Source organism: Microbacterium sp. A93 (genome assembly GCF_051842835.1).
The window spans coordinates 77522-102717 of the sequence record NZ_JBPXMT010000015.1; the positions used below are offsets into that span (position 1 = coordinate 77522).

The 25196-nt window shown below is 65.9% G+C and carries 33 protein-coding genes; all 33 read right to left on the reverse strand.

Features of this window, described 5'->3' with window-relative positions; genetic code table 11:
- Nucleotides 1–62: 62 nt before the first annotated feature.
- Nucleotides 63–1061 carry a DNA-directed RNA polymerase subunit alpha gene (locus tag ACSU1G_RS29805; RefSeq protein ID WP_439284482.1) on the reverse strand — a complete coding sequence of 333 codons (999 nt, stop codon included), beginning with the start codon at nt 1059–1061 and terminating at the stop codon, nt 63–65.
- Nucleotides 1062–1184: 123 nt separating this feature from the next.
- A complete protein-coding gene (gene rpsK, locus ACSU1G_RS29810) occupies nt 1185–1589 on the reverse strand; it encodes a 30S ribosomal protein S11 (protein WP_439284484.1) in 405 nt (134 codons plus the stop codon).
- An 82-nt stretch (nt 1590–1671) separates the two neighbouring features.
- The gene (rpsM, locus tag ACSU1G_RS29815) at nt 1672–2040 is read right to left on the reverse strand and encodes a 30S ribosomal protein S13 (RefSeq protein ID WP_439284486.1); all 369 of its coding nucleotides are present in this window, start codon (nt 2038–2040) and stop codon (nt 1672–1674) included.
- 292 nt (nt 2041–2332) lie between these two features.
- Nucleotides 2333–2446 carry a 50S ribosomal protein L36 gene (rpmJ, locus tag ACSU1G_RS29820; protein WP_115931874.1) on the reverse strand — a complete coding sequence of 38 codons (114 nt, stop codon included), beginning with the start codon at nt 2444–2446 and terminating at the stop codon, nt 2333–2335.
- A 40-nt stretch (nt 2447–2486) separates the two neighbouring features.
- Nucleotides 2487–2708, reverse strand: coding sequence for a translation initiation factor IF-1 (gene infA, locus ACSU1G_RS29825; protein WP_439284488.1), 222 nt, complete (start codon nt 2706–2708; stop codon nt 2487–2489).
- Nucleotides 2709–2916: 208 nt separating this feature from the next.
- Nucleotides 2917–3756 carry a type I methionyl aminopeptidase gene (gene map / locus ACSU1G_RS29830; protein ID WP_439284489.1) on the reverse strand — a complete coding sequence of 280 codons (840 nt, stop codon included), beginning with the start codon at nt 3754–3756 and terminating at the stop codon, nt 2917–2919.
- Between the two features lie 57 nt (nt 3757–3813).
- Entirely contained in the window at nt 3814–4449 is a 636-nt protein-coding gene (locus ACSU1G_RS29835) for an adenylate kinase (protein ID WP_439284491.1), read from the reverse strand.
- Between the two features lie 122 nt (nt 4450–4571).
- Nucleotides 4572–5879 (reverse strand): preprotein translocase subunit SecY, encoded by a 1308-nt coding sequence (secY, locus tag ACSU1G_RS29840; RefSeq protein WP_439284492.1) that lies wholly within the window; start codon nt 5877–5879, stop codon nt 4572–4574.
- Between the two features lie 189 nt (nt 5880–6068).
- Nucleotides 6069–6527 (reverse strand): 50S ribosomal protein L15, encoded by a 459-nt coding sequence (rplO, locus tag ACSU1G_RS29845; RefSeq protein ID WP_439284494.1) that lies wholly within the window; start codon nt 6525–6527, stop codon nt 6069–6071.
- Entirely contained in the window at nt 6520–6747 is a 228-nt protein-coding gene (gene rpmD, locus ACSU1G_RS29850) for a 50S ribosomal protein L30 (protein ID WP_363356135.1), read from the reverse strand. Before rpmD ends, rplO begins: the two co-directional genes overlap by 8 nt.
- Complete coding sequence (rpsE, locus tag ACSU1G_RS29855; RefSeq protein WP_439284496.1) at nt 6740–7549, reverse strand: 30S ribosomal protein S5; 810 nt, start codon at nt 7547–7549, stop codon at nt 6740–6742. Before rpsE ends, rpmD begins: the two co-directional genes overlap by 8 nt.
- Nucleotides 7546–7920 (reverse strand): 50S ribosomal protein L18, encoded by a 375-nt coding sequence (gene rplR, locus ACSU1G_RS29860; RefSeq protein ID WP_439284498.1) that lies wholly within the window; start codon nt 7918–7920, stop codon nt 7546–7548. Before rplR ends, rpsE begins: the two co-directional genes overlap by 4 nt.
- A complete protein-coding gene (gene rplF, locus ACSU1G_RS29865; protein WP_439284500.1) occupies nt 7920–8453 on the reverse strand; it encodes a 50S ribosomal protein L6 in 534 nt (177 codons plus the stop codon). Before rplF ends, rplR begins: the two co-directional genes overlap by 1 nt.
- Nucleotides 8454–8483: 30 nt before the next feature.
- On the reverse strand, nt 8484–8882 hold the full coding sequence (gene rpsH / locus ACSU1G_RS29870; protein WP_439284502.1) for a 30S ribosomal protein S8: 399 nt from the start codon (nt 8880–8882) through the stop codon (nt 8484–8486).
- A gap of 73 nt (nt 8883–8955) precedes the next feature.
- On the reverse strand, nt 8956–9573 hold the full coding sequence (gene rplE / locus ACSU1G_RS29875; protein WP_439284504.1) for a 50S ribosomal protein L5: 618 nt from the start codon (nt 9571–9573) through the stop codon (nt 8956–8958).
- Nucleotides 9573–9914 (reverse strand): 50S ribosomal protein L24, encoded by a 342-nt coding sequence (gene rplX, locus ACSU1G_RS29880; protein WP_439284506.1) that lies wholly within the window; start codon nt 9912–9914, stop codon nt 9573–9575. Before rplX ends, rplE begins: the two co-directional genes overlap by 1 nt.
- A 5-nt stretch (nt 9915–9919) precedes the next feature.
- Complete coding sequence (gene rplN / locus ACSU1G_RS29885; protein ID WP_115931886.1) at nt 9920–10288, reverse strand: 50S ribosomal protein L14; 369 nt, start codon at nt 10286–10288, stop codon at nt 9920–9922.
- 439 nt (nt 10289–10727) lie between these two features.
- Nucleotides 10728–11030, reverse strand: coding sequence for a 30S ribosomal protein S17 (rpsQ, locus tag ACSU1G_RS29890; protein ID WP_439284718.1), 303 nt, complete (start codon nt 11028–11030; stop codon nt 10728–10730).
- Nucleotides 11031–11050: 20 nt separating this feature from the next.
- Complete coding sequence (gene rpmC / locus ACSU1G_RS29895; RefSeq protein ID WP_439284508.1) at nt 11051–11377, reverse strand: 50S ribosomal protein L29; 327 nt, start codon at nt 11375–11377, stop codon at nt 11051–11053.
- Nucleotides 11378–11379: 2 nt separating this feature from the next.
- Nucleotides 11380–11796, reverse strand: a complete 417-nt coding sequence (gene rplP, locus ACSU1G_RS29900; RefSeq protein ID WP_439284510.1) for a 50S ribosomal protein L16 — start codon at nt 11794–11796, stop codon at nt 11380–11382.
- Nucleotides 11796–12611, reverse strand: a complete 816-nt coding sequence (gene rpsC, locus ACSU1G_RS29905) for a 30S ribosomal protein S3 (protein WP_439284512.1) — start codon at nt 12609–12611, stop codon at nt 11796–11798. The genes rplP and rpsC overlap by 1 nt, the downstream gene beginning before the upstream one ends.
- A 3-nt stretch (nt 12612–12614) precedes the next feature.
- Nucleotides 12615–12977 carry a 50S ribosomal protein L22 gene (gene rplV, locus ACSU1G_RS29910; RefSeq protein WP_439284514.1) on the reverse strand — a complete coding sequence of 121 codons (363 nt, stop codon included), beginning with the start codon at nt 12975–12977 and terminating at the stop codon, nt 12615–12617.
- Nucleotides 12978–13018: 41 nt separating this feature from the next.
- Entirely contained in the window at nt 13019–13300 is a 282-nt protein-coding gene (gene rpsS / locus ACSU1G_RS29915; protein WP_309811895.1) for a 30S ribosomal protein S19, read from the reverse strand.
- Nucleotides 13301–13313: 13 nt separating this feature from the next.
- Entirely contained in the window at nt 13314–14153 is an 840-nt protein-coding gene (gene rplB, locus ACSU1G_RS29920) for a 50S ribosomal protein L2 (RefSeq protein WP_439284517.1), read from the reverse strand.
- A 36-nt stretch (nt 14154–14189) separates the two neighbouring features.
- The gene (gene rplW, locus ACSU1G_RS29925; RefSeq protein WP_309811899.1) at nt 14190–14495 is read right to left on the reverse strand and encodes a 50S ribosomal protein L23; all 306 of its coding nucleotides are present in this window, start codon (nt 14493–14495) and stop codon (nt 14190–14192) included.
- Nucleotides 14492–15151 carry a 50S ribosomal protein L4 gene (rplD, locus tag ACSU1G_RS29930; RefSeq protein WP_439284519.1) on the reverse strand — a complete coding sequence of 220 codons (660 nt, stop codon included), beginning with the start codon at nt 15149–15151 and terminating at the stop codon, nt 14492–14494. The genes rplW and rplD overlap by 4 nt, the downstream gene beginning before the upstream one ends.
- 4 nt (nt 15152–15155) lie before the next feature.
- Nucleotides 15156–15806 carry a 50S ribosomal protein L3 gene (gene rplC / locus ACSU1G_RS29935; RefSeq protein ID WP_439284521.1) on the reverse strand — a complete coding sequence of 217 codons (651 nt, stop codon included), beginning with the start codon at nt 15804–15806 and terminating at the stop codon, nt 15156–15158.
- Nucleotides 15807–15826: 20 nt separating this feature from the next.
- Nucleotides 15827–16135, reverse strand: a complete 309-nt coding sequence (gene rpsJ / locus ACSU1G_RS29940) for a 30S ribosomal protein S10 (RefSeq protein WP_010145320.1) — start codon at nt 16133–16135, stop codon at nt 15827–15829.
- 467 nt (nt 16136–16602) lie between these two features.
- Nucleotides 16603–17169 carry a DUF3817 domain-containing protein gene (locus ACSU1G_RS29945; RefSeq protein WP_439284523.1) on the reverse strand — a complete coding sequence of 189 codons (567 nt, stop codon included), beginning with the start codon at nt 17167–17169 and terminating at the stop codon, nt 16603–16605.
- A 5-nt stretch (nt 17170–17174) separates the two neighbouring features.
- Entirely contained in the window at nt 17175–17303 is a 129-nt protein-coding gene (locus tag ACSU1G_RS29950) for a hypothetical protein (RefSeq protein WP_439284525.1), read from the reverse strand.
- Between the two features lie 60 nt (nt 17304–17363).
- A complete protein-coding gene (locus ACSU1G_RS29955) occupies nt 17364–21467 on the reverse strand; it encodes a hypothetical protein (RefSeq protein WP_439284527.1) in 4104 nt (1367 codons plus the stop codon).
- A gap of 119 nt (nt 21468–21586) precedes the next feature.
- Nucleotides 21587–22777, reverse strand: coding sequence for an elongation factor Tu (gene tuf / locus ACSU1G_RS29960; RefSeq protein WP_439284529.1), 1191 nt, complete (start codon nt 22775–22777; stop codon nt 21587–21589).
- Between the two features lie 291 nt (nt 22778–23068).
- A complete protein-coding gene (gene fusA, locus ACSU1G_RS29965; protein WP_439284531.1) occupies nt 23069–25183 on the reverse strand; it encodes an elongation factor G in 2115 nt (704 codons plus the stop codon).
- Nucleotides 25184–25196: the final 13 nt, after the last annotated feature.

The following is a 25196-nucleotide window of genomic DNA, read 5'->3' on the forward strand; positions in this document are numbered from 1 at the left end:
GCCGTCAGGACGCTATGGGTGGTGGTACGGAAAGGACCAAGCCCAGTTCAAAGAACCGGGGCTCAGAACTGCCCGTAGGACTCCTCGTCAGACTCCTGGGAGTGCACGGAGGGGTCGTAGCCAGCCGGGGAGTCCTTCAGGGACAGACCCAGTTCGGTCAGCTTTTCCTTGACCTCGTCGATGGACTTGGCACCGAAGTTCCGGATGTCCATCAGATCGGCCTCGGAGCGGGCAACGAGCTCGCCAACGGTGTGGATGCCCTCGCGCTTCAGGCAGTTGTAGGAGCGCACGGTCATCTCCAGGTCCTCGATCGGCAGAGCCATGTCCGCGGCCACCGTGGTGTCCGTGGGGCTCGGGCCGATCTCGATGCCTTCGGCTTCCAGGTTCAGCTCACGGGCCAGGCCGAAGAGCTCCACCAGGGTGGTGCCGGCGGAGGCGATGGCGTCACGCGGAGCCATCGATTCCTTCGTCTCCACATCGATGATGAGGCGGTCGAAGTCGGTGCGCTGCTCCACACGGGTGGCCTCGACCTTGAAGGTGACCTTCAGGACCGGCGAGTAGATGGAGTCAACCGGGATCCGGCCGATCTCCGCGTCGGCGGACTTGTTCTGAGCGGCCGTGACGTAGCCGCGGCCACGCTCGACGATGAGCTCCATGTCGAACTTGCCCTTGCCGTTCAGGGTGGCAATGTGCAGATCCGGGTTGTGGACCTCGACGCCGGCAGGGGACGTGATGTCCGCGGCCGTGACGACGCCGGGACCCTGCTTGCGCAGGTAGGCGACGACAGGCTCGTCATGCTCGGAGGAGACCGAGAGCTTCTTGATGTTCAGGATGACCTCGGTGACGTCTTCCTTCACACCGGAGACGGTGCTGAACTCGTGCAGCACCCCATCCACGCGGATGCTGGTGACAGCAGCGCCCGGGATGGAGGACAGCAGGGTCCGGCGAAGGGAGTTCCCGAGGGTGTAGCCGAATCCGGGTTCCAGAGGTTCGATGATGAACCGGGAGCGGTTGTCGACAACGACTTCTTCAGTCAGCGTGGGGCGCTGGGCAATGAGCACTGACATTTCCTTTCGGCGAGCGTCCGCCATATGACGCACACGATGGGTGGAAACGAATGGGGTGGGCTGGTGAGCACCGAGGCGCACGCCCCCGTCAAACGGGGACGTGCGCTCGGTACGAGGTCAGACGCGGCGGCGCTTGGCCGGGCGGCAACCGTTGTGGGCAGCGGGGGTGACGTCCGAGATGGAGCCGACCTCCAGGCCAGCGGCCTGCAGCGAGCGGATCGCGGTCTCGCGGCCGGAGCCGGGACCCTTCACGAAGACGTCGACCTTACGCAGCCCGTGCTCCTGAGCGGCCTTGGCAGCCTTCTCAGCGGCCATCTGGGCGGCGTAGGGCGTGGACTTGCGGGAGCCCTTGAACCCCACGTCGCCGGCCGAGGCCCACGAGATCACAGCACCGGTGGTGTCCGTGATGGACACGATGGTGTTGTTGAACGTGCTCTTGATGTGGGCTTGGCCCACGGTGATGTTCTTCTTGTCCTTACGACGAGGCTTGCGGGTTACCGCAGCGCGTGTCTTGGGGGGCATGTGTCTCTCCTACGAAAGCTGGTGTTGTGCGGAAGGGACCGCCTGGCGGGGAAGTGAGCTGACAGCGCGGGAGCGCCGTGGCCTACTTCTTACGGCCGGCGACGGTCTTCTTCGGGCCCTTACGGGTACGGGCGTTGGTCTTGGTGCGCTGGCCACGGACGGGCAGGCCGCGGCGGTGGCGGACACCCTCGTAGGAACCGATCTCCAGCTTGCGGCGGATGTCGGCTGCCACCTCGCGGCGCAGGTCACCCTCCACCTTGAAGTTCGTCTCGATGTAGTCGCGCAGTGCAACCAGCTGATCGTCGGACAGATCCTTGACGCGGGTGCCCGGGTCGATCCCGGTCGCGGCGAGGGCCTGCTCGGAGCGGGTCTGGCCCACACCGAAGATGTACGTAAGAGCGATGACGACGCGCTTCTCGCGCGGGATGTCGACGCCTGCTAGACGTGCCATATGGCCGTCCTCCTGGTTCTTCTGAAGCAAAGGTCTGCACCAGCACGTCCCCTCACTGCGGGAATCTCTTCCCTGCGGTGCCCTGGTGGCGGTTCCGGCGAAGCTCCGGACGTTTCAATCCGCCAACCGGCGTTGCCGCGGTTCGGGTCCCCGGCCTCTGCGTCCAGGGGTTGCCGTGATCCTCAGGTGTGGATCACGGCTGTGCTGCTGTTTGGTCCGGTTGGACCTGGCCCGTGAGTGGTGTGCTCAGTGGACCGGTGCTGCGCGTAGAGCATCCCGTCGAAAGACGAAATCAGCCCTGGCGCTGCTTGTGGCGTGGGTTCTCGCAGATCACCAGGACGCGGCCCTTACGGCGCACCACCTGGCACTTTTCACAGATCCGCTTCACGCTCGGCTGAACCTTCATGGTTCCTCCTCCAGCGCTTGCTGTTTAGTGGTGGATGGGTTTACTTGTAGCGGTACACGATCCGACCTCGGTTGAGGTCATACGGGCTAAGTTCGACCACAACCCGGTCCTCAGGGAGGATTCGGATGTAGTGCTGACGCATCTTTCCCGAGATCGTGGCGAGCACAACGTGCTCGTTCTGCAGGCGGACGCGAAACATTGCGTTCGGCAACTGTTCGCTGACCGTGCCCTCGACCTCGATGACACCTTCCTTCTTAGCCATGTCCTCCACTTACGTCGTGCCGGGTTCCAGCCGCCCCGGGAAGCGTCGCGAACGACTCGTCCTGTGCACGGCAGAAACTAGGCGGGGATGTTTCCAGTTGACCGGTTAGGCGCGACACATGGGGAACACGGCGCACCGTAGAGACAACCAGCAAGCAATGTTACTGGTTTACGACGCAGAAGTGAAATTAAGCGGGGACCTTACCCGACTACTCACCGAGGGGGGTGGGCACCACGCCGAGCGGGGCCAGTTCGGCCGCGCCGCCGTCCGGCTGGGTCAGCACCCAGATGCCGCCCGGGTGCCGGGCGACGGAGTGCTCCCACTGGCTGGCGCGCGCGCCGTCGCGGGTGACCACGGTCCAGTCGTCCGCGAGGGTGTCTGTCTCCAGTTCCCCGCGCACGAGCATGGGCTCGATCGCCAGGCACAGGCCCGGCTTGACCTTGGGCCCGCGGTGCCGGGACCGGTAGTTGAGCACGTCCGGGGCCTGGTGCATGGCCGTACCGATGCCGTGTCCCACGTAGTCCTGCAGGATGCCCAGCGGGGCTCCCGGCTGCGCCGAGACGAAGTCGTCGATGGCGTCTCCGATGTCCCCCACGTACTTGGCCGTGGCCAGCGCCGCGATCCCCCGCCACATCGCCTGGCGGGTGACCTCGGACAGTCGCTCGTCCTCCGGGTCAGCAGTGCCTGCCGCGGAGGAGCCCAGCACCACGGTGCGGGCCGAGTCAGAGTGCCAGCCGTCGATGATGCACCCACCGTCGATCTTGAGCACGTCCCCGACCTGCAGCACCCGCTCCCCCGGGATCCCGTGGACCACCTCCTCGTTGACCGAGGCGCAGATGGTCTTGGGATAGCCGTAGTACCCGAGGAAGTTGGGGGTGGCGCCAGCCCCTTCGAGAACGGAAGCGAACACGGCGTCTACCGCGGCCGTCGTCGTGCCCGGGACCGAGGCCGCCACCGCCGCGTCCAGGGCTCGGTGTAGGACGAGCCCCGCGCGCTGCATGGTCTGCATCTGCGGGACGGTCTTCAGCTCGACCTGGCGACGGCTCATCGGTGGCGGTGCTCGATTCTCTCGGAAGGGGTGGTCTGGCGGGTGACCCGGCGGGGGCTACTCGGGGTTCGAGGCGTCGCCGTCGCCCACCGGCTCGACGATCGGCAGGTTGCCGGTCCGTTCGCGCACGGAGTACACGGCCTGCAGCAGGCTCTCGGTGATGTCATCGATCTGACCGCTGCCGTCCACGCGGGCCACGATGCCGCGGCCCACGTAGGACTCGATCACGGCTGCGGTCTGCTCGTGGTAGAGGTCCAGGCGGTGCTGGATGACCTCCTTGGTGTCATCGGCGCGGCCCTCACTCTCGGCCCGGCCCAGCAGCCGGGTGACCAGCTCGTCATCCGGAACGGTGAGCTCGATGACCACGTTCAGGGCCTGTCCGTCCTCGGTGAGGAACCCGTCCAGGGCCTCCACCTGACCGGCGGTGCGCGGGTAGCCGTCCAGCAGGAAGCCGTGTTCGGCATCGGACTGTCGGATGCGGTCGGCCACCATCCGGTTGGTCACCTCGTCCGGGACGAAGTCTCCGTTGTCCATGTACTTCTTGGCTTCCTTGCCCAGAGCCGTCATTTCCTTGACGTTGAACCGGAAGATATCGCCCGTGGAGATAGCCACGATGCCGAGCTTGTCCGCGATGCGGGAAGCCTGAGTGCCCTTGCCGGACCCGGGAGGGCCCATGATCAGCATGCGGGTCATAGGTATTCCTTACTGTCGATCAGCATTTTTCGTTGTTCAGGAGTACGTCTGGGGATCGGGTACGCGCGGACGGGGCCGGAGCGGATGGAGCAGGACAGCCACCGCCCAGCTGTGGCAGGAATCTACCGCAGCAGGCCCTCGTAGTTGTGCTGCTCCATCTGGGCGTTGATCTGCTTGATGGTCTGCAGCGCAACACCCACCATGATGAGGATGGAGATGCCACCGAACGGGAAGTTCTGGTCGGCATTGATCAGCACGAAGGCGATCATCGGGATCATCGCCAAGACACCAAGGTACAGGGCACCGGGGAAGGTGATCCGGCTGATGACGTACTCCAGGTACTTCTCCGTGGGCCCACCTGCGCGGACGCCCGGGATGAAGCCGCCGTATTTCTTCATGTTGTCGCTGATCTCGACCGGGTTGAACGTGATCGTCACGTAGAAGTACGTGAAGCCGATCGTCAGCAGGAAGAACATGGCCATGTAGACCGGGTGGGAACCGGTGCCGAAGTACTCGGAGAGGAACAGGATCCACCCCGGAGGGTTGCTGCCGTCCTGTGGGGTGTTGAACTGGATGAGGATGCCCGGGAGCATCATGATCGAGGACGCGAAGATCACGGGGATCACGCCGGCCATGTTGACCTTGATCGGGATGTACGTGGTGGTCCCACCCACGGTGCGTCGGCCGATCTGGCGCTTGGCGTACTGCACGGGAACGCGGCGCTGGGACTCCTCCACGAACACCACTGCCATGATGGTCAGCAGCCCGACGATCATCACGATGCCGAACACGCGCCAACCCTGGGTGGTCCAGATCTGTCCCAGACCGGCCGGGAAGCCGGCGGCGATGGACAGGAAGATCAGCAGGGACATGCCGTTGCCGACGCCACGTTCGGTGATGAGCTCACCCAGCCACATGATCATGACGGTGCCCGAGGTCAGGGTGATGATCATCAGCAGGATGGTCCACAGGCTGTCATCCGGCACGATCGGCAGGTTACAGCCGAGCAGTGCGCCGGTGCGTGCCAGCGAGACGATGGTGGTGGCGTTCAAGAGGGCCAGGGCCACGGTGAGGTAGCGCGTGTACTGGGTCAGCTTCGACTGGCCCTGCGCCCCTTCCTTCTGCAGCTCCTCGAAGCGGGGGATCACCACGCGCAGCAACTGCACGATGATGGCGGCCGTGATGTACGGCATGATGCCGAGCGCGAAGACGGACACCTGCAGCATGGCGCCGCCGGAGAACATGTTCACGAAGGAGTAGAGCCCACCGGAGGTGTTGCCCTGGTCGAGGCAGACCTGGACGGTCCCGTAGTCGACACCGGGAGTCGGGACGAAGGCACCGATCCGGTAGATGACGACGATCCCGAGGGTGAACCAGATCTTTCGCCGCAGGTCGGGCGTCCGGAAAACCCGGGCAATCGCGCTGAACAAGCGTCCTCCTGGTGGTGGGGTTGCTGTGCTGGGGGCCAGCTGATGTTGTGGTCAGTGAGGGGTGGCCCAGTGAACCACTGAGCGAGTCTATCGGAAAGAAGAAGGCCCCCGTGCCGCTCCCCCACATGGACTCCACGTGGAACAGCGGCCCGGGGGCCTACGTCGGTGCATCAAACCGTCACAGGACTATCAGACGGTCTCGGTGGATCCGCCGGCAGCCGAGATCTTCTCGATGGCGGAGGACGAGAAGGCGTTGGCCTTCACGTTCAGCGCCACGGAGACCTCGCCGGTGCCGAGGACCTTGACGGGCTGGTTCTTGCGGACCAGGCCCTTGTCCACGAGGGCGTCCACGGTCACATCGCCGCCGGTCGAGAAGTTCTCCGACAGCTTGTCCAGGTTCACGACCTGGTACTCGACCTTGAACGGGTTCTTGAACCCACGCAGCTTCGGCAGGCGCATGTGCAGCGGCAGCTGGCCGCCTTCGAAGCCGGCCTTCACCTGGTAACGCGCCTTGGTGCCCTTCATACCGCGGCCTGCCGTCTTGCCCTTGGAACCATGGCCACGACCCACACGGGTCTTGGACTTCTTGGCGCCGGGGGCCGGACGTAGGTCCTGGACCCTGATGGCGTCCTGAATTTCGTCAGCCATTGTTGATCTCCTCCACATTCACCAGGTGCGGCACGGTGTTGACCATGCCTACGGTGACCGCATCGGCTGAGCGGGTGACCGTGTGGCCGATGCGCTTCAGACCGAGGGACCGCAAGGTGTCCCGGTGGTTCTGCTTGCCGCCGATGACGGACTTGGTCTGGGTGATTTCCAGAGTGGCGTCGCTCACGGCGACGTTCTTCCGGGTGCTGAAATTAGCCACGGGATGCCGCACCTGCCTTGTCTGCGCTCTTCTTGGCGCGATCCTCCTCGATGGTGCGGAGCATCGCATGCGGAGCAACCTCGTCCAGGGGCTTGCCACGACGGGCTGCCACGGACTGCGGCTCCTCCAGCATCTTGAGGGCGGCCACGGTGCCGCGGATGATGTTGATCACGTTGGCTGAGCCCATCGACTTGGACAGCACATCGTGGACACCGGCGCACTCCAGCACGGCGCGGACCGGACCACCGGCGATCACGCCGGTACCCGGGGACGCCGGACGCAGGAGCACCACACCGGCGGCATCCTCACCCTGCACCAGGTGCGGGATGGTGGTGCCGACGCGGGGAACGCGGAAGAAGGACTTCTTGGCCTCTTCCACACCCTTCTGGATGGCTGCCGGAACTTCCTTGGCCTTGCCGTACCCGACGCCGACCATACCGTCGCCGTCGCCCACCACCACGAGGGCGGTGAAGGAGAACCGACGTCCGCCCTTCACGACCTTGGACACGCGGTTGATGGCCACGACGCGCTCAAGGAACTTGTCCTTGTCGTCATCGCGACCGCCACGGCCACCACGGTCATTGCCGCCACGGCCACCGCGGTCATTACCACCGCGACCACCGCCGCCGCTGCCGCCACGGCCACCGCGGTCGTTGCCGCCACGGCCGCCCCGGCCAGCAGCCTCGGTGGACTGGCTGGCGGAACCGCCAGCAGTCTCCGACGCGGCGACCACGGCAGTGTTCTCGGTGTTTTCGGTCACCTGAGTGTCCTTCTTGTTGCTCTCGGTGTTCGTCTCGCTCACAGCTTCAGCCCACCTTCCCGGGCGCCGTCAGCGACGGCGGCCACACGGCCGTGGTACTTGTTGCCGCCACGGTCGAAGACCACGGCCTCGATGCCGGCAGCCTTGGCGCGCTCGGCCATCAGCTCGCCGACCTTCTTGGCCTTGACGGACTTGTCGCCCTCGAGCGCGCGCAGGTCGGCTTCCATGGTGGAGGCCGAGGCCAGCGTCACGCCGCGGGTGTCGTCCACCAGCTGCACGAACATGTGCCGTGCCGAGCGGTTGACCACCAGGCGGGGACGGATGGCAGTGCCGGAAATCCGCTTGCGGACGCGCAAGTGGCGGCGGGTGCGGGAGACGTACTTCCCCTTGCCCTTCACTTTCAGCGTGGACATTACTTACCTGCCTTTCCGGCCTTGCGGCGAATAACCTCGCCTGCGTAACGAACGCCCTTGCCCTTGTACGGGTCGGGACGGCGCAGCTTGCGGATGTTGGCAGCGGTCTCGCCGACGCGCTGCTTGTCGATGCCGGCCACGGTCACCTTGTTGCCCTCGACCGCGAAGGAGATGCCTTCAGGTGCCTTGACGGGAACGGGGTGGGAGTAGCCGAGCGCGAACTCGAGGTCCGAGCCCTTGGCCAGCACGCGGTAACCGGTGCCGATGACTTCGAGCTTCTTCTCGTAACCGTCGGTGACACCGACGATCATGTTCGAGATCAGCGTGCGGGTGAGACCGTGGAGCGAACGCGATTCGCGCTCGTCGTCGGGGCGGGTCACCGTGATGATGCCCTCCTCGAACGAGACCCCGATCGGGCTGGCCATCACATGGCTCAGCTCGCCCTTGGGGCCCTTGACGGCAACAGTGTCGCCGTCGACCTTGATCTCGACGCCGGACGGCACGGTGATCGGAAGACGTCCAATACGTGACATGTCTGTTCTACCTTTCTTCCGTACTCGCCGTTACCAGACGTAGGCGAGGACTTCCCCACCCACGCCCTTCTTGGCTGCCTGACGGTCGGTGAGCAGACCGGAGGAGGTGGACAGGATGGCAATCCCCAGGCCGCCCAGCACATGCGGGAGGTTGGTGGACTTCGCGTAGACGCGCAGTCCGGGCTTGGAGATACGGCGCAGGCCGGCAATGGCCCGCTCACGCTGAGGACTGAACTTCAGCTCGATGACGAGCTTCTTGCCCACCGGGGCATCCTCTTCGGTGTATTCGGCGATGTAACCCTCGTTCTTGAGGATGTCAGCCACGCGAATCTTCAGCTTGGACGACGGCATTTCCACGGAGTCGTGGAAGGCCGAGTTGGCATTGCGCAGACGCGTCAACATATCTGCGACAGGATCTGTCATGGTCATGTGGGCTTCGTGCCCTTCCTCGCTACGGTTTCCCCGTTCGGCCTACACCGGTGGGGACCTGCAACGTAGATCTTTACTTCTGGGCGGTCTGGGGTTCGTTCGACTGGAACGGGAAACCGAGCGCCTTGAGCAGGGCACGGCCTTCGTCGTCGTTCTTGGCGGTGGTCACCACAGTGATGTCCATGCCGCGCACGCGGTCGATCTTGTCCTGGTCGATCTCGTGGAAGACCGACTGCTCAGCCAGACCGAAGGTGTAGTTGCCGTTGCCGTCGAACTGCTTCGGGGACAGGCCGCGGAAGTCACGGATACGCGGCAGCGCCAGGGTGACGAGGCGGTCCAGGAACTCCCACATGCGGTCGCCACGCAGGGTCGCGTGGGTGCCGATCGGCATGCCCTCACGCAGCTTGAACTGCGCGATGGACTTGCGGGCCTTGGTCACCTGCGGCTTCTGACCCGTGATCTGGGTCAGATCGCGGATGGCACCGTCGATGATCTTCGAGTCCTTGGCGGCCTCGCCGACGCCCATGTTCACCACGACCTTCACCAGACCGGGGATCTGCATGGTGTTGGGGTAGCCGAACTCTTCCTGAAGGGTGTTGCGAATCTCTTCGCGGTACCTGGTCTTCAGACGCGGGCGCACCGTGATCGGGGCTTCCGCAGGGGTTGCTGCTGCTTCAGTGGTCTCAGTCATCACAGCACCTTTCCGGAAGCCTTGGCGAAGCGGACCTTGACGGTCTTCGACTCGCCGTTCTTCTCAACGGTCTCGAAGCGGTAACCCACGCGGGTCGGCTTCTTGGTCTCGGGATCCACAACCGCCACGTTGGACACGTGCACGGGTGCCTCGACGACCTGCAGGCCGCCTTCGGTGGATCCGTTGTTGTTCTGGCCGGCGCGCAGGTGCTTGGTGACGCGGTTGACGCCCTCCACCAACACGCGGTCACGGGACGGGAAGACCCGCAGGACCTTGCCCTGCTTGCCCTTGTCCTTGCCGGCGATGATCTGGACGAGATCGTCCTTCTTGATCTTTGCCATAGTGGTCAGATCACCTCCGGTGCCAGTGACACGATCTTCATGAACTTCTTGTCACGCAGCTCGCGACCCACGGGGCCGAAGATGCGGGTGCCTCGCGGCTCGCCGTCGGTCTTGAGGATGACGGCGGCGTTCTCGTCGAACTTGATGTAGGAACCATCGGGACGCCGACGCTCCTTCTTGGTCCGCACGATGACAGCCTTGACGACGTCGCCCTTCTTGACGTTGCCGCCAGGGATGGCGTCCTTCACGGTGGCGACGATGGTGTCGCCAATACCTGCATAGCGGCGTCCAGATCCACCGAGAACACGGATGGTCAAGATTTCCTTGGCACCGGTGTTGTCAGCGATCTTAAGCCGCGACTCCTGCTGAATCACTCATAACTCCTGTCGTCGCGCTGGTTCTCCCCCGAAGCCGGGCGAGCCTTGCGGAACGGATATTTTGATGTTCCCGGGCCGCTTACCCCTCCCCCATGGCGAGAGAGCCGGCTGCAGAGCCTTCCGGTCCCCCTGTCAGACAGGAACCGGCGCTGCAACAACCGTCAATCCGCAGGGCAGGGCCGAGGCGGCTGATCGAGAAGTTTTGCGAAACCCTCGGCGCGCGGGATGGATGGTCCCGCCAACAAGGGCGCACAGACACTCTATCCTAGCGCATCCGCGCCACGGGGGTTAATCCACACTGGTTGTCCCTCAACTCGAGCTGCCCCTCAACCGGAGATCAACCCGGGGACGACGACGGCCGGCCCCTTCCGCAGGGAAGGTGACCGGCCGACGTCGTGCTGGGTTGTTGGACCCGAGATCTGAGGCGGAGCGCAGACTACTTGGCGCGCTCGGTGATCTCGACCAGGCGCCACCGCTTGGTGGCGGAGACCGGACGGGTCTCGGAGAGGACCACGCGGTCGCCGATGCCGGCCGAGTTCTCCTCGTCGTGGGCCTTCAGCTTCTTGGAGGTCCGCAGCACCTTGCCGTACAGGGCGTGCTTCTTCAGGTCCTGGACCTGCACCACGATGGTCTTGTCCATCTTGTCCGACACGACGATGCCGCGCACGGACTTGCGGTCGTTACGCTCGGTCTCACCGGCAGTACCGGCGGCAGCGGCTGCAGTGGCGTCGTCGTTCACGGATGCGTTGGCGTTCTCAGTCACTTGGCCTCCTCCTCGGTCTTCTCGGTGTTCTCGGTGTCGGCGGACTTGGCAGCCTTCTTGGCCTTCTTGTCAGCCTTGACGTCCTCGGCCGGAGCCTCGACGTCCTCGCGGAGACCGAGCTCGCGCTCCCGCAGGATCGTGTAGATCCGTGCGATGTCACGCTTGACGGTCTTCAACCGGCCATGGTTGTCCAGCTGGCCGGTGGCCGACTGGAAACGGAGGTTGAACAGTTCCTCCTTGGAGCGCTTGAGCTCCTCGGCCAGACGGGCGTTGTCCAGGCCATCCAGGGCCTCGACGTTCAGTTCCTTCGAACCGGTAGCCATGATCACTCACCACCCTCTCGGCGGACGATACGTGCCTTCAACGGCAGCTTGTGCATAGCCAGTCGCAGCGCCTCGCGGGCCACGTCCTCGCTGACGCCGGAGAGCTCGAAGAGCACACGACCCGGCTTGACGTTGGCGACCCACCACTCGGGGGAACCCTTACCGGAACCCATGCGGGTCTCGGCAGGCTTCTTGGTGATCGGACGGTCGGGGTAGATGTTGATCCACACGTTGCCGCCACGCTTGATGTAGCGCGTCATGGCAATACGGGCGGACTCGATCTGACGGTTGGTGACATAGGCCGGAGTCATGGCCTGGATGCCCCACTCGCCGAAGGTGACGGTGGTGCCGCCCTTCGCCATCCCCGAACGCTTCGGGTGGTGCTGCTTGCGGTGCTTGACTCGACGGGGAATCAACATCAGGCATTGCCTCCTTCAGCGGGCGCAGAGGTGCCTGCAGCAGCCGAGTCCTGACGCGGAGCGCGCTCGGGGCGACGACGGCGGTCGCCACCACCGGGGCCACCAGGGCCACGGCGGTCGCCACCGCGGCCACCACGGCCGGACGGTGCAGCAGCTTCCTTGGCGGCCAATTCCTTGGCCGTCAGGTCGCCCTTGTAGATCCAGACCTTCACGCCGATGCGGCCGAAGGTGGTCTTGGCTTCGAACTTGCCGAAATCGATGTTCGCGCGCAGGGTGTGCAGCGGCACACGGCCTTCGCGGTAGAACTCCGAGCGGGACATCTCAGCGCCACCCAGGCGACCGGCGCACTGGATACGGATGCCCTGAGCACCGGCACGGGTGGCGGACTGGATGGCCTTCTTCATGGCCCGACGGAAGGCCACGCGAGAGGCGAGCTGCTCGGCCACACCCTGGGCGACCAGCTGGGCGTCCACCTCGGGGTTCTTGACCTCGAGGATGTTCAGCTGGATCTGCTTGGCGGTGAGCTTCTCGAGCTCACCGCGGATGCGGTCGGCTTCGGCGCCACGGCGACCGATGACGATGCCGGGACGTGCGGTGTGGATGTCCACCCGCACACGGTCACGGGTCCGCTCGATCTCCACCTTCGAGATGCCGGCACGCTCCATACCGTGCGTCATCAGCTCGCGGATCTTGATGTCTTCCTTCAGGAAGTCCTTGTACCGCTGGCCTTCCTTGCTGGAGTCAGCGAACCAGTGCGAGACATGGTCGGTGGTGATGCCGAGGCGGAAACCGTTCGGGTTGATCTTCTGACCCATGGGCTACTTCCCCTTCTCTTCCTCGGTGGCAACGACCACGGTCACGTGGCTGGTGCGCTTGTTGATGCGTCCGGCGCGGCCCTGGGCACGCGGCTGGAATCGCTTCATGGTCGGTCCTTCGTCGACGAAGGCCTCGGTGATGAACAGGGCGTCCTCGTTGAACGCCAGACCCTCACGGTCGGCCTTGACCCGGGCGTTGGCCACCGCGGAGGCGACCAGCTTGTATACCGGCTCCGAAGCGCCCTGCTGGGCGAACTTCAGGATGGCCAGCGCTTCGTTCGCCTGCCTGCCACGGACAAGGTTGACGACGCGCCGGGCCTTCATCGGCGTTACACGCAGGTGGCGCGCAATTGCCTTGGCTTCCATTGCTTTCCTTCTTTCGAGTTCTCGGACGGTCAAGCCCCGCGTCAGCGGCGCTTGCCCTTCCGGTCGTCTTTCACGTGACCGCGGTAGGTCCGCGTCTGGGCAAACTCGCCGAGCTTGTGCCCGACCATCGACTCGGTGATGAACACCGGGACGTGCTTACGCCCGTCGTGCACCGCGATCGTGTGGCCGAGCATGTCGGGGATGATCATGGACCGGCGGGACCAGGTCTTGATGACGTTCTTCGTGCCCTTTTCGTTCTCAGCATCCACCTTGAGGTAGAGGTGCTGGTCGACGAAGGGACCCTTCTTCAGGCTGCGTGGCATGTCTCCTCCGCTCCTATCGCTTGTTCTTGCCGGAACGGCGACGGCGCACGATGAGCTTGTCGCTTTCCTTGTTGGGGCGGCGGGTGCGGCCCTCTAGCTTGCCATTGGGGTTGACCGGGTGACGACCACCGGAGGTCTTGCCCTCGCCACCACCGTGGGGGTGGTCGACGGGGTTCATGACCACGCCGCGGACGGTCGGGCGAACGCCCTTCCACCGCATGCGGCCGGCCTTGCCCCAGTTGATGTTCGACTGCTCGGCGTTGCCGACCTCGCCGACGGTGGCGCGGCAGCGCACATCGACGTTGCGGATCTCGCCGGAGGGCAGACGCAGCTGGGCGTACTTGCCCTCGCGAGCCACCAGCTGGATGGACGAACCGGCGGAGCGGGCCAACTTGGCACCGCCGCCGGGACGAAGTTCCACGGCGTGGATGACGGTGCCGAGGGGCATGTTGCGCAGCGGCAGGTTGTTGCCGGGCTTGATGTCCGCGGTGGCGCCGGCCTCAACCATGTCACCCTGGTTCAGCTTGGCCGGGGCCAGGATGTAGCGCTTGGTGCCGTCCACGTAGTGGAGCAGGGCGATGCGAGCGGTCCGGTTCGGGTCGTACTCGATGTGAGCGACCTTGGCGGGAACGCCGTCCTTGTCATGACGACGGAAGTCGATGACTCGGTACTGGCGCTTGTGACCGCCGCCCTTGTGGCGGGTGGTGATCTTGCCGGAGTTGTTGCGTCCGCCGCTCTTGGTGAGCGGACGGAGCAGCGACTTCTCCGGGGTGGTCCGGGTGATTTCTGCGAAGTCGGCCACGGACGAGCCGCGAAGGCCCGGGGTGGTCGGCTTGTATTTACGGATAGCCATGTGTCAGTTCCTCGATTAAGTGGTCTCCGCTACGCCTCAGGCGAGCGGACCTCCGAAGATGTCAATCGTGCCCTCTTTGAGCGTTACGACCGCTCGCTTGGTGCTCTTGCGAGAGCCCCAACCGAACTTGGTGCGCTTACGCTTGCCGGCACGATTCAGGGTATTGATCGAGTCAACCTTGACGGAGAAGATGGACTCCACCGCCTGCTTGATCTCGGTCTTGTTGGAGCGCGGGTCGACCAGGAAGGTGTACTTACCCTCATCGATCAGGCCGTAGCTCTTTTCCGACACGACCGGGGCAATGACCACGTCGCGGGGGTTCTTGTTGATGGAGCCGCTCACTTGGCATCCTCCTTCTGTGCGCTGGCCTTCGCGGCTGCCTGGGCCACGAAGCCCTCATAGGCGGCGCGGGTGAAGACCACGTCATCGCTGACCAGCACGTCGTACGTGTTCAGCTGGTCGAAGTACAGGGTGTGCACCGACTCCAGGTTGCGGGCGCTCAGCGCCGCGGCGTCGTCGGCACGCTCGATGACCAGCAGGATGTTCTTACGGCCTGTGGTCAGCGATGCCAGAGCGGACTTGGCCGCCTTGGTGTTCGGGGTTCCGGCCGCAACCAGTTCCTCGATCACGTGGACGCGGTCGTTACGGGCCCGGTCGGAGAGGGCGCCACGCAGTGCGGCGGCCTTCATCTTCTTGGGGGTGCGCTGGGAGTAGTCGCGCGGCTCGGGGCCGTGGACCACACCGCCACCGGTCATCTGCGGAGCGCGGATCGAACCCTGACGGGCGCGGCCGGTGCCCTTCTGCTTGAACGGCTTGCGGCCGGCGCCGGAGACCTCGCCCCGACGCTTGACCTTGTGCGTGCCCTGGCGGGCGGCGGCCAGCTGGGCCACCACGACCTGGTGCATCAACGGCACGTTGGACTGGACGTCGAAGATCTCGGCGGGGAGATCCACGGCGACGACCGAAGCGGTGTTGGCTGCGTTAGATTCGGTAGCCATCTGCTCATGCTCCCTTCACTGCGGTGCGAACCAGGACGACCCGGCCGCGAGGACCCGGGACGGCGCCCTTGATCAGCAGCAGGTTCTTCTCCACGTCGATGCCGTGGAGCGTGAGGTTCTGGGTGGTCTGGCGGACGGCGCCCATGCGGCCAGGCAACTTCTGGCCCTTGAAGACGCGGCCCGGGGTGGAGGCGCCACCGACGGAACCCGGCTTGCGGTGGTTCTTGTGGGCGCCGTGGGAGGCGCTGACGCCGGCGAAGCCGTGACGCTTCATAACACCGGCGAAGCCCTTGCCCTTGGTGGTCCCGATGACGTCGACCTTCTGGCCGGCCTCGAAGACCTCCACGGTGAGATCCTGTCCGAGCGTGTACTCGGCGGAGTCAGCGGTCCGCAGCTCGACCACGTGGCGGCGCGGGGTGACCCCTGCGGCCTCGAAGTGGCCGGCGAGCGGCTTGGTGACCTTGCGCGGATCGATCGCCCCGTAGGCGATCTGCACGGCGGAGTAGCCATTGGCTTCCGCGTTCCGCAGCTGGGTCACGACGTTGGATTCGGCTTGGACGACAGTGACGGGGATGAGCTTGTTGTCTGCATCCCAGACCTGGGTCATGCCGAGCTTCGTGCCCAACAGGCCCTTGACATTACGCATGATGGTCATAGTTTCTCAGCACCTCCCTCTCAGAGCTTGATTTCGATGTTGACGTCGGCCGGCAGGTCGAGACGCATGAGCGAGTCAACGGCCTTCGGCGTCGGATCGATGATGTCGATCAGCCGCTTGTGCGTGCGCATCTCAAAGTGCTCGCGGCTGTCCTTGTACTTGTGGGGAGAGCGGATCACGACGTACACGTTCTTCTCAGTCGGCAGCGGCACGGGGCCCACCACCGTTGCTCCTGCGCGCGTGACCGTGTCGACGATCTTCCGAGCCGAAGTGTCAATGACCTCGTGGTCATACGACTTCAGCCGGATGCGGATTTTCTGTCCCGCCATGGCGTCATGCCTCTTTCGTACTTGTTGTCCGTACCTGTCCCTGTTCGCAACGGGCCCGGTGAACCGGTCCCGCGCTTCTTTATCCACCCACGCAGACCGAATCCGGATAGTCCGGGTTCCTCGCCCTGCCGGGGCATCGACCCACGCGGTCGGGCGTGTCGCGATCTGCTCCGCAGGCATTCACCATGCCAGAGACACAGCAGATCACAGGACCGCCTGATCCTGATGGGGATTATGTGTTGTATTTGGTCTTGAACGGCGGAGTGGTTGGCCCCGGAGAACATCCGCGACACAGCTCCACACACGCCCAAGTGCTTGAGCAACTGATCCAGTATGACAGATCCATGCCGCAGGCGCGAATTCACCCGCGGTGCACGCTCTATTTCGGCGCAGGATCGGCGCAGTTCCGGCCCTGGACGGCCGCTGAGCCAGCTCCAGAACCAGCTCAGCACCAGCTCAGCACCAGTTCAGCTGAACCATTCTCCCGGCGGTCCCGCGAGCAACAGCAGGGAGAACACCACCGCGACGGCGGCCACCACCAGTACCGCGGCCAGGATCACGTGACGCAGGACCCAGGCTTCCAGCGACTCCCAGAACCCGGCCGGCCGCGGACTCCGCCCGTCCACCAGGCGCCAGGTGGCGTCCGGCTCACCGCGCTTGGCCAGCGAATGCTCGAACGGCAGGGTGGCGAAGGGCACCACGGCCAGGAGCACGGCGGCCGCACCCCGACCGGCAGTCCACCGCTGGTTGACCCAGACGCCCACGCTGACCACGCAGTAGCAGAGGAAAACGAAGCCGTGCAGTCCTCCGCCCACCGTCATCAACGCGTCGGTGGTACCGGAGTACTTCAGGATCATGGCCAGGATCAGCAGGGCCCAGGTGCCCATCTCCGCCGTGGCGAAGAACCGGTACAGGGCTCGGGGCCCGGGCATCAGGGTCCCGCGGTCGAGACCGGCGGCCGGTGCTCCAGCACTCGACGTACCGGGAGTCGCGGTATCCGCGCGGGGCTCGGCGTTGTTGCTCTGAGGGCTCATGGAGCTCAACGGTCGGAGTCGTTCGCGCGCTTGATGCGCTTGGCACGGCCGATCTCGCTGCGGAAGGTCTTGCGCAACCGCACGATCGCGTAGACCACCGCCGCGATGACCACGAGGGCAATGAGAAATTCCATGGGCCCAGCCTACCGGTCCCCCGCGTGCCGTTCACCGCTTCCCGGGTCACCGGTCGCCGCTCACCGCTCACCGGCCGACCCTTGATCGGCGTGCCGCTCGTCGGCAGACTGCTCATCGGCCATCTCTTGTCCTGCCACCTGCCGCGATTGGTGTCGGCGCAGCTGTCGCACCGCCAGGACGATCAGCACGAGTCCCAGCAGGGCCAGGTAGATGTAGGTGTAGCCGCGCAGATACCAGAGCACCGAGAGTGCCACACCGCCCGCACCCCACCAGGTGAGCATCTGTTCACGGCGGGTCAGGCCGAGGACCACCAGGAGCGCGAAGCCGATAAGCACGGTGAGCTGCATACCGGCCGTTCCATTGGCCAACACGTAGGTCGCGGCCAGCGTGAAGACCAGCGCTGCTGCCAGGAAACACCACAGGGGCCGGCGGGAGGTTGTCTCGTCGGCCACGTCACCCACCTGGCCACCCATCACCTCGCCAGCGTCCTCACCCGATGCCTCGCCCGATTCCTCACCAGCTGTCCCATGATTCGGCCGGTGCAGCAGATGCCAGTACCCCAGCCCCACCAGCACGACGACCAGCAGCTGGACGTTCCACCAGCCGGCCCGGCCCGGATCGTCCACGATCGCCGTCTGCCACCAGGCCCGGGACACTGCAGCCCAGGTCAGCACCACAGCAGCGTCCCTGCCGTTCAGCACCCAGGCCGCCGGGGACCCGGGCCATAGCAGGGTCCGTCCCCACGCGTCCACGGTGAGCCAGAGGGCCATCACGGCGGCCGCGAGGCTGGTCCAGACGGCTGCATCCTCCGGCATGCCGGCGCGCAGCCCGACGTCGAGCACGGTAGCCAGTGCGGTGATCAGCACCACCACCAGCCCACCCTGCCAGAGGATCGCGGCCCGCGCACGGGAGCCAGCACCCTCCCGAGCCCTCCGATCTCCCCGGGCGTCCAGGACGGCCCACCATCCCAGAACCGCCAGGGCCACCAGGCCGCTGCCCACGGCACGCCAGTCCCCGTCCGGGAACCACAACCCGCGGTCCTGCCACCACATGGTCAGGAGCCACACGGCCGACGGGACACCCACCACCGTGCCGATGACCAGCCAGGCAATTCCCCGAGTCCGCGCGAAGACATACCCCACCAGGCCACCTGCAGCCATGGTCATGGCCAGGGCGCCGGCATGCGGGGTGCCGTCCACGTCTCCGGTGAGACCGAGCACCAGCGATGCCACCCCGAGGGCGGCGGTGGCCACCAGCCGAAACACCGTGAGGTCAGCCCACCACGGCACCTCACCTGATGCCCGTCCTACATCCTGACCAGTGACCACACCGGCAGCCGGACCTCGCACCGCCGTCGCGATCTCCGCGGCGGCCACGGCCAAGGCGAGGAGCAGCAGCAGGGCGACCGCGGCCGACGTCGGGAACAAGGCGTCCGGGAGCCAACCGCCGGTCAATCCGAACCATGGCGAGGCCGCCACCACGAGGGCGGGGCCTCCGGCCAGTACGGCCCAATGGCCTCCTCGGGCGGCTCGCAGGACCAGCCCGGCGGCGATCAGGGCCACCGCCACGACCATCAGGGCGGCACGGTCGCCGCCGGTCCCGAGTTCGATGAGCCACAGCAGGGCCACGGCACCCGTCACGAGCCACGAGGCGACTCTGCCGTGCATACCGCCGGCAGCACCGGAGGCGTCATCAGCGCCCGGAAGCCGCCGCGCGAAGCGTTGGCGCAGGGCCACCCCGCAGACCAGGGCCGCTGCGGCGGCGGCCCGAGCGGCGGATCCGTCCCCACCCAGGCGGTCGGTCACCGTGGAGACCAGCATCGCCGAGGTTGCCTGACCGGTCAGGAGCACGGCGGTCCGCACCCCGTCCGGGAGCCGGTCCGTCGTCACGACGGCGACCGTCACCAGCCAGCCCGTCAGCAGTCCCAGCGCGATGACCACATGCCAAGACCAGATCCCGGAGGCGGATCCGGTGGCCCCGGCGAACCGCACCGTGGCGACGATCAGGCTCAGGGCTCCGATGCCCAGGATGACCAGCCGGGCCGTGTCCACCCGCTGCTCCACCTCCGCCCGAAGGCCCCGGGCCAGCCACCACAGGGCGACAGCACCGGTCACCACGGCGACTCCGTACCAGCCCAGCAGGTCCACTCCGCCAGACATCTCCACCCCGAGCAGCAGGAGGACCGCCAGCAGGCTGGCGCCGGACCATACGCCCACCGGCAGGCCGAGCCCGGACGAACCGCTGAGTGTCCCCCGGTGGAGTGCTGTGACGGTGGCCCAGACCAGGGCGGCCAGGGCGGTGACCACCAGAGCGGTCGAGCCCTCTGCCCACCCTTCTGCCCCGCCCTCTGCCCAGCGCTCCGCCATCCGGTCGGTAAGGAGGTAGACCAGAGCCACCGCGCCGGCTGCCATCGCATGGGGTGCGATCCGGGCGTCGAGCCGGTGCCGGTGGCCATCGCGCGTCAGCTGCACCAGGATCAGGGCCTCCATCACCAGGGTCACCACCAGGACAATCTCCAGGTTCCACGCGCGCTCCGGCACGCCAGCCGCTGCGGCGTGGACGAGCAGCGGCACGGCGGACAGCGGGGTCGCGGCCTGCCAGACCAGCGGCGCGACCTCCGTCGCGGGGATGGTGCGGAGGAAGATCAGGGAGTACAAGGCCGTGGTGACCACCACGATCACGGCCGCCCAGCCGAGACCCGGCGCCAGCTCGAGCACGGCACCGTCGCCACTCCCAGCACTCTGGGTGCCGCGGAGCCCGGACCAGGCCAGGCTCGCCACCCAAATCTGCGCGGCCAGCGCGGTCGACGCCGCCAGGATCCAGCTGATGCCGTGGTCGATCAGGGCCGCGGTACCCGCGGGCAGGTATCCCCCGCCGTCCCTCCCCCACCGCACCAGCGGGATCTGCAGGCACAGGTACACCACGAGGAAGGTCAGCGTCACGGAGACGGGCCATTCCAGCATGGCCGCCCACGCGAGCAGCGCCAGTAGAAGCCCGCCGCGGACCGCATAGGCAGAGGCCAGCCGGTACCGCGGCGGGCCGATGACCGCCACCGTCGCGTAGTAGGCGCACGCGGCGAGCAGCAGCAGGAGCATCTGCACCGGCTCGATCCACACGCCCAGGAACAGTCCCGCTGCCACCGCGCCCGGCACGATCCACTGGTGGGTCCGGGCCGTCGCCTCACGGTAGGCCGGGGGCATCCACAGGTTCCGGTCCTCCGCGTCCACGGACCACCAGGCCATCAGCACCGCCAGCCCGATCGAGGCGATCAGTGCCCAGACCATGCCCTGCTGTACCGCGGCACCGGAGGCCATCACGGTGGAGAGCAGGAACGGCACGGTCAGGTAGGCCACCACACGGCTGTCCAGTCGCACGGCGGCCACGACCATCATGATCGTTCCCACCACGGAGGTGATCAGCCACGAGACCTCCGGCCGATGCACCACGAGCAGGTCCAGGGCCACTCCCGCCACCGGCAGCAGGGCCAGCCCCGTGCCGGCGAAGGCCGTGGCTGCCGGTCGGAGTGTCCGGCTCACCGCATGGACCATCAGTCCCCCGGCGTAGAACAGGCTCACGACGACGGCCAGTCCCGCGAGCCTGGCCGTCGCCGGCAATGCGGCGCCGATGAACAGCGACGCTGCCGCCACCAGCAACAGGCACGCCGTGTACAGGGTGATGTTGACGTTCCGGCGGTCGCGCCGATCCTTGGCCTCGGCCTGCTCCTCCTCCGATGCGGCGGGCATCACCGGCATGGCAGGCATCACCGGCAGGGGCGGGGCTGCTGACCGGACGGCGGGCGGCGCCGACAGTGAGGGCGCGGCCTGTGAGGGCGCCACAGCCGACGTGGGCGGCGCGAAGGGTTGTTGCAGGGGCCCCTGGCTGACGGGCACGGGCTCGGCCAGCGCAGGGCTGGCGGGCGCAGGGCTGGCGGGCGCAGGGCTGGCGGGCGCAGAGGCGATGGGCGCAGAGGTGATGGGCGCGGGGCTGACGAGCATTGCAGAGGTGCGCGAGCCGGCGTCGTACCCTTCCTGCCACGCGCGGGCCAACTCACCGCGCGCCGTTGCAGGCCCCTCCACCTCAGATCGGCGTGTACGCCGACCGTAGACCCGGCCGAGGAGCCCACCGATGACCAGACCGAGCACAAGCGCTATGACTATTCCCACAGCGTCAGCGTACGGGGTTCCCGAGACCAGCCAGCGCCTTGTCCACAGGTGTCCGTCCCGTGAACGCAACAACCCCTCCGGCCGAAGCCGAAGGGGTTGTCGAGGTGTGACGCCTCAGATCACTTGATGATCTTGGTGACGCGGCCGGAGCCCACGGTGCGGCCACCCTCGCGGATGGCGAAGCCGAGGCCGTCCTCCATGGCGATCGGCTGGATCAGCGCGACCGTCATCTCGGTGGTGTCGCCCGGCATGACCATCTCGGTGCCTTCCGGCAGCGTGATGACGCCGGTGACGTCGGTCGTGCGGAAGTAGAACTGCGGGCGGTAGTTCGAGTAGAACGGGTTGTGACGCCCGCCCTCATCCTTGGACAGGATGTAGACGTTGCCCTCGAAGTCGGTGTGCGGGGTGATGGAACCCGGGGCCACAACGACCTGGCCGCGCTCCACGTCCTCGCGCTTCAGACCGCGAAGCAGCAGGCCACAGTTCTCGCCGGCCCAGGCCTCGTCGAGCTGCTTGTGGAACATCTCGATACCGGTGACCGTGGTCTTCTGCATATCGCGGATGCCCACGATCTCGACCTCGGAGTTGATCTTCAGGGTGCCGCGCTCGGCGCGGCCGGTCACGACGGTGCCGCGGCCGGTGATGGTGAAGACGTCCTCGATCGGCATCAGGAACGGCTTGTCCTTGTCGCGGACCGGATCCGGGATGAAGGAGTCCACAGCGTCCATCAGGTCCTCAACGGACTTGACCCACTTGGGGTCGCCTTCGAGGGCCTTCAGGCCGGAGGTGCGGATGACCGGGGCCTCGTCGCCGTCGAACTCCTGCGAGGACAGCAGCTCGCGGACCTCCATCTCGACGAGCTCCAGGAGCTCCTCGTCCTCGACCATGTCCGACTTGTTCAGCGCGACCAGCAGTGCCGGAACGCCGACCTGGCGGGCCAGCAGCACGTGCTCGCGGGTCTGGGCCATCGGGCCGTCGGTGGCGGCGACCACCAGGATGGCACCGTCCATCTGGGCAGCACCGGTGATCATGTTCTTGATGTAGTCAGCGTGACCCGGGGCGTCGACGTGGGCGTAGTGACGCTTCTCCGTCTGGTACTCCACGTGGGAGATGTTGATGGTGATGCCACGCTGGCGCTCTTCCGGCGCCGAGTCAATGGTCGCGAAGTCGCGGGCCTCGTTGAGGTCCGGGTACTTGTCGTACAGGACCTTCGAGATGGCCGCGGTGAGCGTGGTCTTGCCGTGGTCAACGTGGCCGATGGTACCGACGTTGACGTGCGGCTTCGAGCGCTCGAATTTTGCCTTCGACACAGGTTCCTCCTAGAACGTTTATCTGAAGAGACTTCTCAGCCGCGGGTGGCGTGCTGACAACTTGGGAAAGTCTACTTCGATCTGTCTGCTGGTGATAATTCTCCGGATTGGGTCAGGACCGGTCCTTAGATCAGGCCACCCGGACCGCCATATGACGCGGACCGACCTTCCGTCCTGTGGTGGAGACGCCCTCCGGAATGCGGGCGGGCCACCTGTCCGTTCCAATGGTGGGGCCTCTTCTTCTGAAGGCCCCGCCATGGTGGCGGACACGTTGAGGGTGTGAACAGCGGGCTATTCGCCGCTGTTCTTCTGAATGATCTCCTCGGCCACGGCCTTGGGGACCTCGGCGTAGGAGTCGAACGTCATCGAGTACACGGCACGGCCTTGGGTCTTGGACCGCAGGTCACCGATGTAACCGAACATCTCGGACAGCGGGACGCTGGACTTGATGACCTTGACGCCCTGGGCATCCTCCATGGACTGGATCTGCCCACGGCGGGAGTTCAGGTCACCGATGACGTCTCCCATGTACTCCTCCGGCGTGCGGACCTCCACGGCCATCAGCGGCTCGAGGATGACCGGGTTGGCCCGGCGCATGCCTTCCTTGTACACCATGGAGCCGGCGAGCTTGAACGCCATCTCCGAGGAGTCGACGTCGTGGTACGCGCCGTCCAGGAGGGTCGCCTTCACGCCGACCATGGGGTAGCCGGCCAGGATGCCGAACTGCATGGCGTCCTGGATGCCGGCGTCCACGGACGGGATGTACTCGCGCGGGATGCGGCCGCCGGTGACGGCATTGACGAACTCGTAGAACTCGCCGTCCGAGGTGTCCAGCGGCTCAAAGGACATCTGCACCTTGGCGAACTGACCGGAACCACCGGTCTGCTTCTTGTGCGTGTAGTCGATCTTGTCGACCTTCTTCTTGATGGTCTCGCGGTAGGCCACCTGGGGCTTGCCCACGTTGGCCTCGACCTTGAACTCGCGGCGCATACGGTCCACGAACACGTCCAGGTGGAGCTCGCCCATGCCGCCGATGACGGTCTGGCCGGTCTCCTCGTCCAGGTTCACGGTGAACGTGGGGTCTTCGGCGACGAGCTTCTGGATGGCGGTGGAGAGCTTCTCCTGGTCACCCTTGGTCTTCGGCTCGATCGCCACGGAGATCACGGGCTCCGGGAAGGACATGGACTCGAGGATGATCGGTGCGTTCACGGCGCACAGGGTGTCACCCGTGGTGGTGTCCTTGAGGCCGATCACGGCGTAGATGTGCCCCGCCACGACCTCCTCGACCGGGTTCTCCTTGTTGGCGTGCATCTGGAACAGCTTGCCGATGCGCTCCTTCTTCCCCTTGGTGGAGTTCAGGATCTGGTCGCCCGGCTTCAGGCTGCCCGAGTAGGCGCGGATGAAGGTCAGCTGGCCGAAGAACGGGTGGGCCGCGATCTTGAAGGCCAGGGCCGAGAACGGCTCGTCCTTCGAGGGCTCGCGGGTGAGCACCTTCTCCTCGTCCCGGACGTCGAGGCCGTTGATGGCACCGGCGTCCATGGGGTTCGGCAGGTAGGAGACCACGGCGTCCAGCATCGGCTGCACACCGCGGTTCTTGAAGGCAGAACCACAGAACACCGGGTAGGCCAGGGCGTTGATCGTCAGGTGACGCACGCCGGCGACGATCTCCTCGTTGGTGATCTCCTCGCCCTCGAGGTACTTCTCCATCAGCTCTTCGGAGGTGTCCGCGACGGCCTCGATGAGGTCCGCGCGGTACTTCTCGGCCTTCTCCACCAGGTCGGCCGGGATGTCCTTGATCTCGTAGGCGGCACCCATGGTGACGTCACCCTTGGAGTCGCCCTCCCAGACGAAGGCCTTCATGGTCACGAGGTCCACGACGCCGACGAAGTCGTTCTCAGCACCGATCGGCAACTGCATCACGACCGGCTTGGCGCCGAGACGGGAGACGATGGTGTCCACGGTGTAGTAGAAGTCCGCGCCCAGCTTGTCCATCTTGTTGACGAAGCAGATGCGGGGGACGTTGTACTTGTCCGCCTGGCGCCACACGGTCTCGGACTGCGGCTCCACGCCTTCCTTGCCGTCGAAGACGGCGACGGCGCCATCGAGCACGCGCAGGGACCGCTCCACCTCGACGGTGAAGTCCACGTGCCCCGGGGTGTCGATGATGTTGATCTGGTTGTCGTCCCAGAAGCAGGTCACCGCGGCGGAGGTGATGGTGATGCCGCGTTCCTTCTCCTGCTCCATCCAGTCGGTGGTGGACGCGCCGTCGTGGGTCTCGCCCAGCTTGTGGTTGACGCCCGTGTAGAACAGGATGCGCTCGGTAGTGGTGGTCTTGCCGGCATCGATATGCGCCATGATGCCGATGTTGCGGACCTTTTTGAGGTCGGTCAGCACGTCCTGTGCCACGGTGTCTCCCTAA

Excerpts from the sequence above, each read along its gene's own strand:
- rpsK (WP_439284484.1), bottom strand. The coding sequence starts at position 1,589 with ATGCCCCCCAAGACACGCGCTGCGGTAACCCGCAAGCCTCGTCGTAAG.
- rpsM (WP_439284486.1), bottom strand. The coding sequence starts at position 2,040 with ATGGCACGTCTAGCAGGCGTCGACATCCCGCGCGAGAAGCGCGTCGTC.
- rpmJ (WP_115931874.1), bottom strand. The coding sequence starts at position 2,446 with ATGAAGGTTCAGCCGAGCGTGAAGCGGATCTGTGAAAAGTGCCAGGTG.
- infA (WP_439284488.1), bottom strand. The coding sequence starts at position 2,708 with ATGGCTAAGAAGGAAGGTGTCATCGAGGTCGAGGGCACGGTCAGCGAA.
- map (WP_439284489.1), bottom strand. The coding sequence starts at position 3,756 with ATGAGCCGTCGCCAGGTCGAGCTGAAGACCGTCCCGCAGATGCAGACC.
- ACSU1G_RS29835 (WP_439284491.1), bottom strand. The coding sequence starts at position 4,449 with ATGACCCGCATGCTGATCATGGGCCCTCCCGGGTCCGGCAAGGGCACT.
- rplO (WP_439284494.1), bottom strand. The coding sequence starts at position 6,527 with ATGGCTGACGAAATTCAGGACGCCATCAGGGTCCAGGACCTACGTCCG.
- rplR (WP_439284498.1), bottom strand. The coding sequence starts at position 7,920 with ATGTCCACGCTGAAAGTGAAGGGCAAGGGGAAGTACGTCTCCCGCACC.
- rplF (WP_439284500.1), bottom strand. The coding sequence starts at position 8,453 with ATGTCACGTATTGGACGTCTTCCGATCACCGTGCCGTCCGGCGTCGAG.
- rpsH (WP_439284502.1), bottom strand. The coding sequence starts at position 8,882 with ATGACCATGACAGATCCTGTCGCAGATATGTTGACGCGTCTGCGCAAT.
- rplE (WP_439284504.1), bottom strand. The coding sequence starts at position 9,573 with ATGACTGAGACCACTGAAGCAGCAGCAACCCCTGCGGAAGCCCCGATC.
- rplX (WP_439284506.1), bottom strand. The coding sequence starts at position 9,914 with ATGGCAAAGATCAAGAAGGACGATCTCGTCCAGATCATCGCCGGCAAG.
- rpmC (WP_439284508.1), bottom strand. The coding sequence starts at position 11,377 with ATGGCTACCGGTTCGAAGGAACTGAACGTCGAGGCCCTGGATGGCCTG.
- rplP (WP_439284510.1), bottom strand. The coding sequence starts at position 11,796 with ATGTTGATTCCCCGTCGAGTCAAGCACCGCAAGCAGCACCACCCGAAG.
- rpsC (WP_439284512.1), bottom strand. The coding sequence starts at position 12,611 with ATGGGTCAGAAGATCAACCCGAACGGTTTCCGCCTCGGCATCACCACC.
- rplV (WP_439284514.1), bottom strand. The coding sequence starts at position 12,977 with ATGGAAGCCAAGGCAATTGCGCGCCACCTGCGTGTAACGCCGATGAAG.
- rpsS (WP_309811895.1), bottom strand. The coding sequence starts at position 13,300 with ATGCCACGCAGCCTGAAGAAGGGTCCCTTCGTCGACCAGCACCTCTAC.
- rplB (WP_439284517.1), bottom strand. The coding sequence starts at position 14,153 with ATGGCTATCCGTAAATACAAGCCGACCACCCCGGGCCTTCGCGGCTCG.
- rplD (WP_439284519.1), bottom strand. The coding sequence starts at position 15,151 with ATGGCTACCGAATCTAACGCAGCCAACACCGCTTCGGTCGTCGCCGTG.
- rplC (WP_439284521.1), bottom strand. The coding sequence starts at position 15,806 with ATGACCATCATGCGTAATGTCAAGGGCCTGTTGGGCACGAAGCTCGGC.
- rpsJ (WP_010145320.1), bottom strand. The coding sequence starts at position 16,135 with ATGGCGGGACAGAAAATCCGCATCCGGCTGAAGTCGTATGACCACGAG.
- ACSU1G_RS29945 (WP_439284523.1), bottom strand. The coding sequence starts at position 17,169 with ATGAGCCCTCAGAGCAACAACGCCGAGCCCCGCGCGGATACCGCGACT.
- ACSU1G_RS29950 (WP_439284525.1), bottom strand. The coding sequence starts at position 17,303 with ATGGAATTTCTCATTGCCCTCGTGGTCATCGCGGCGGTGGTCTACGCG.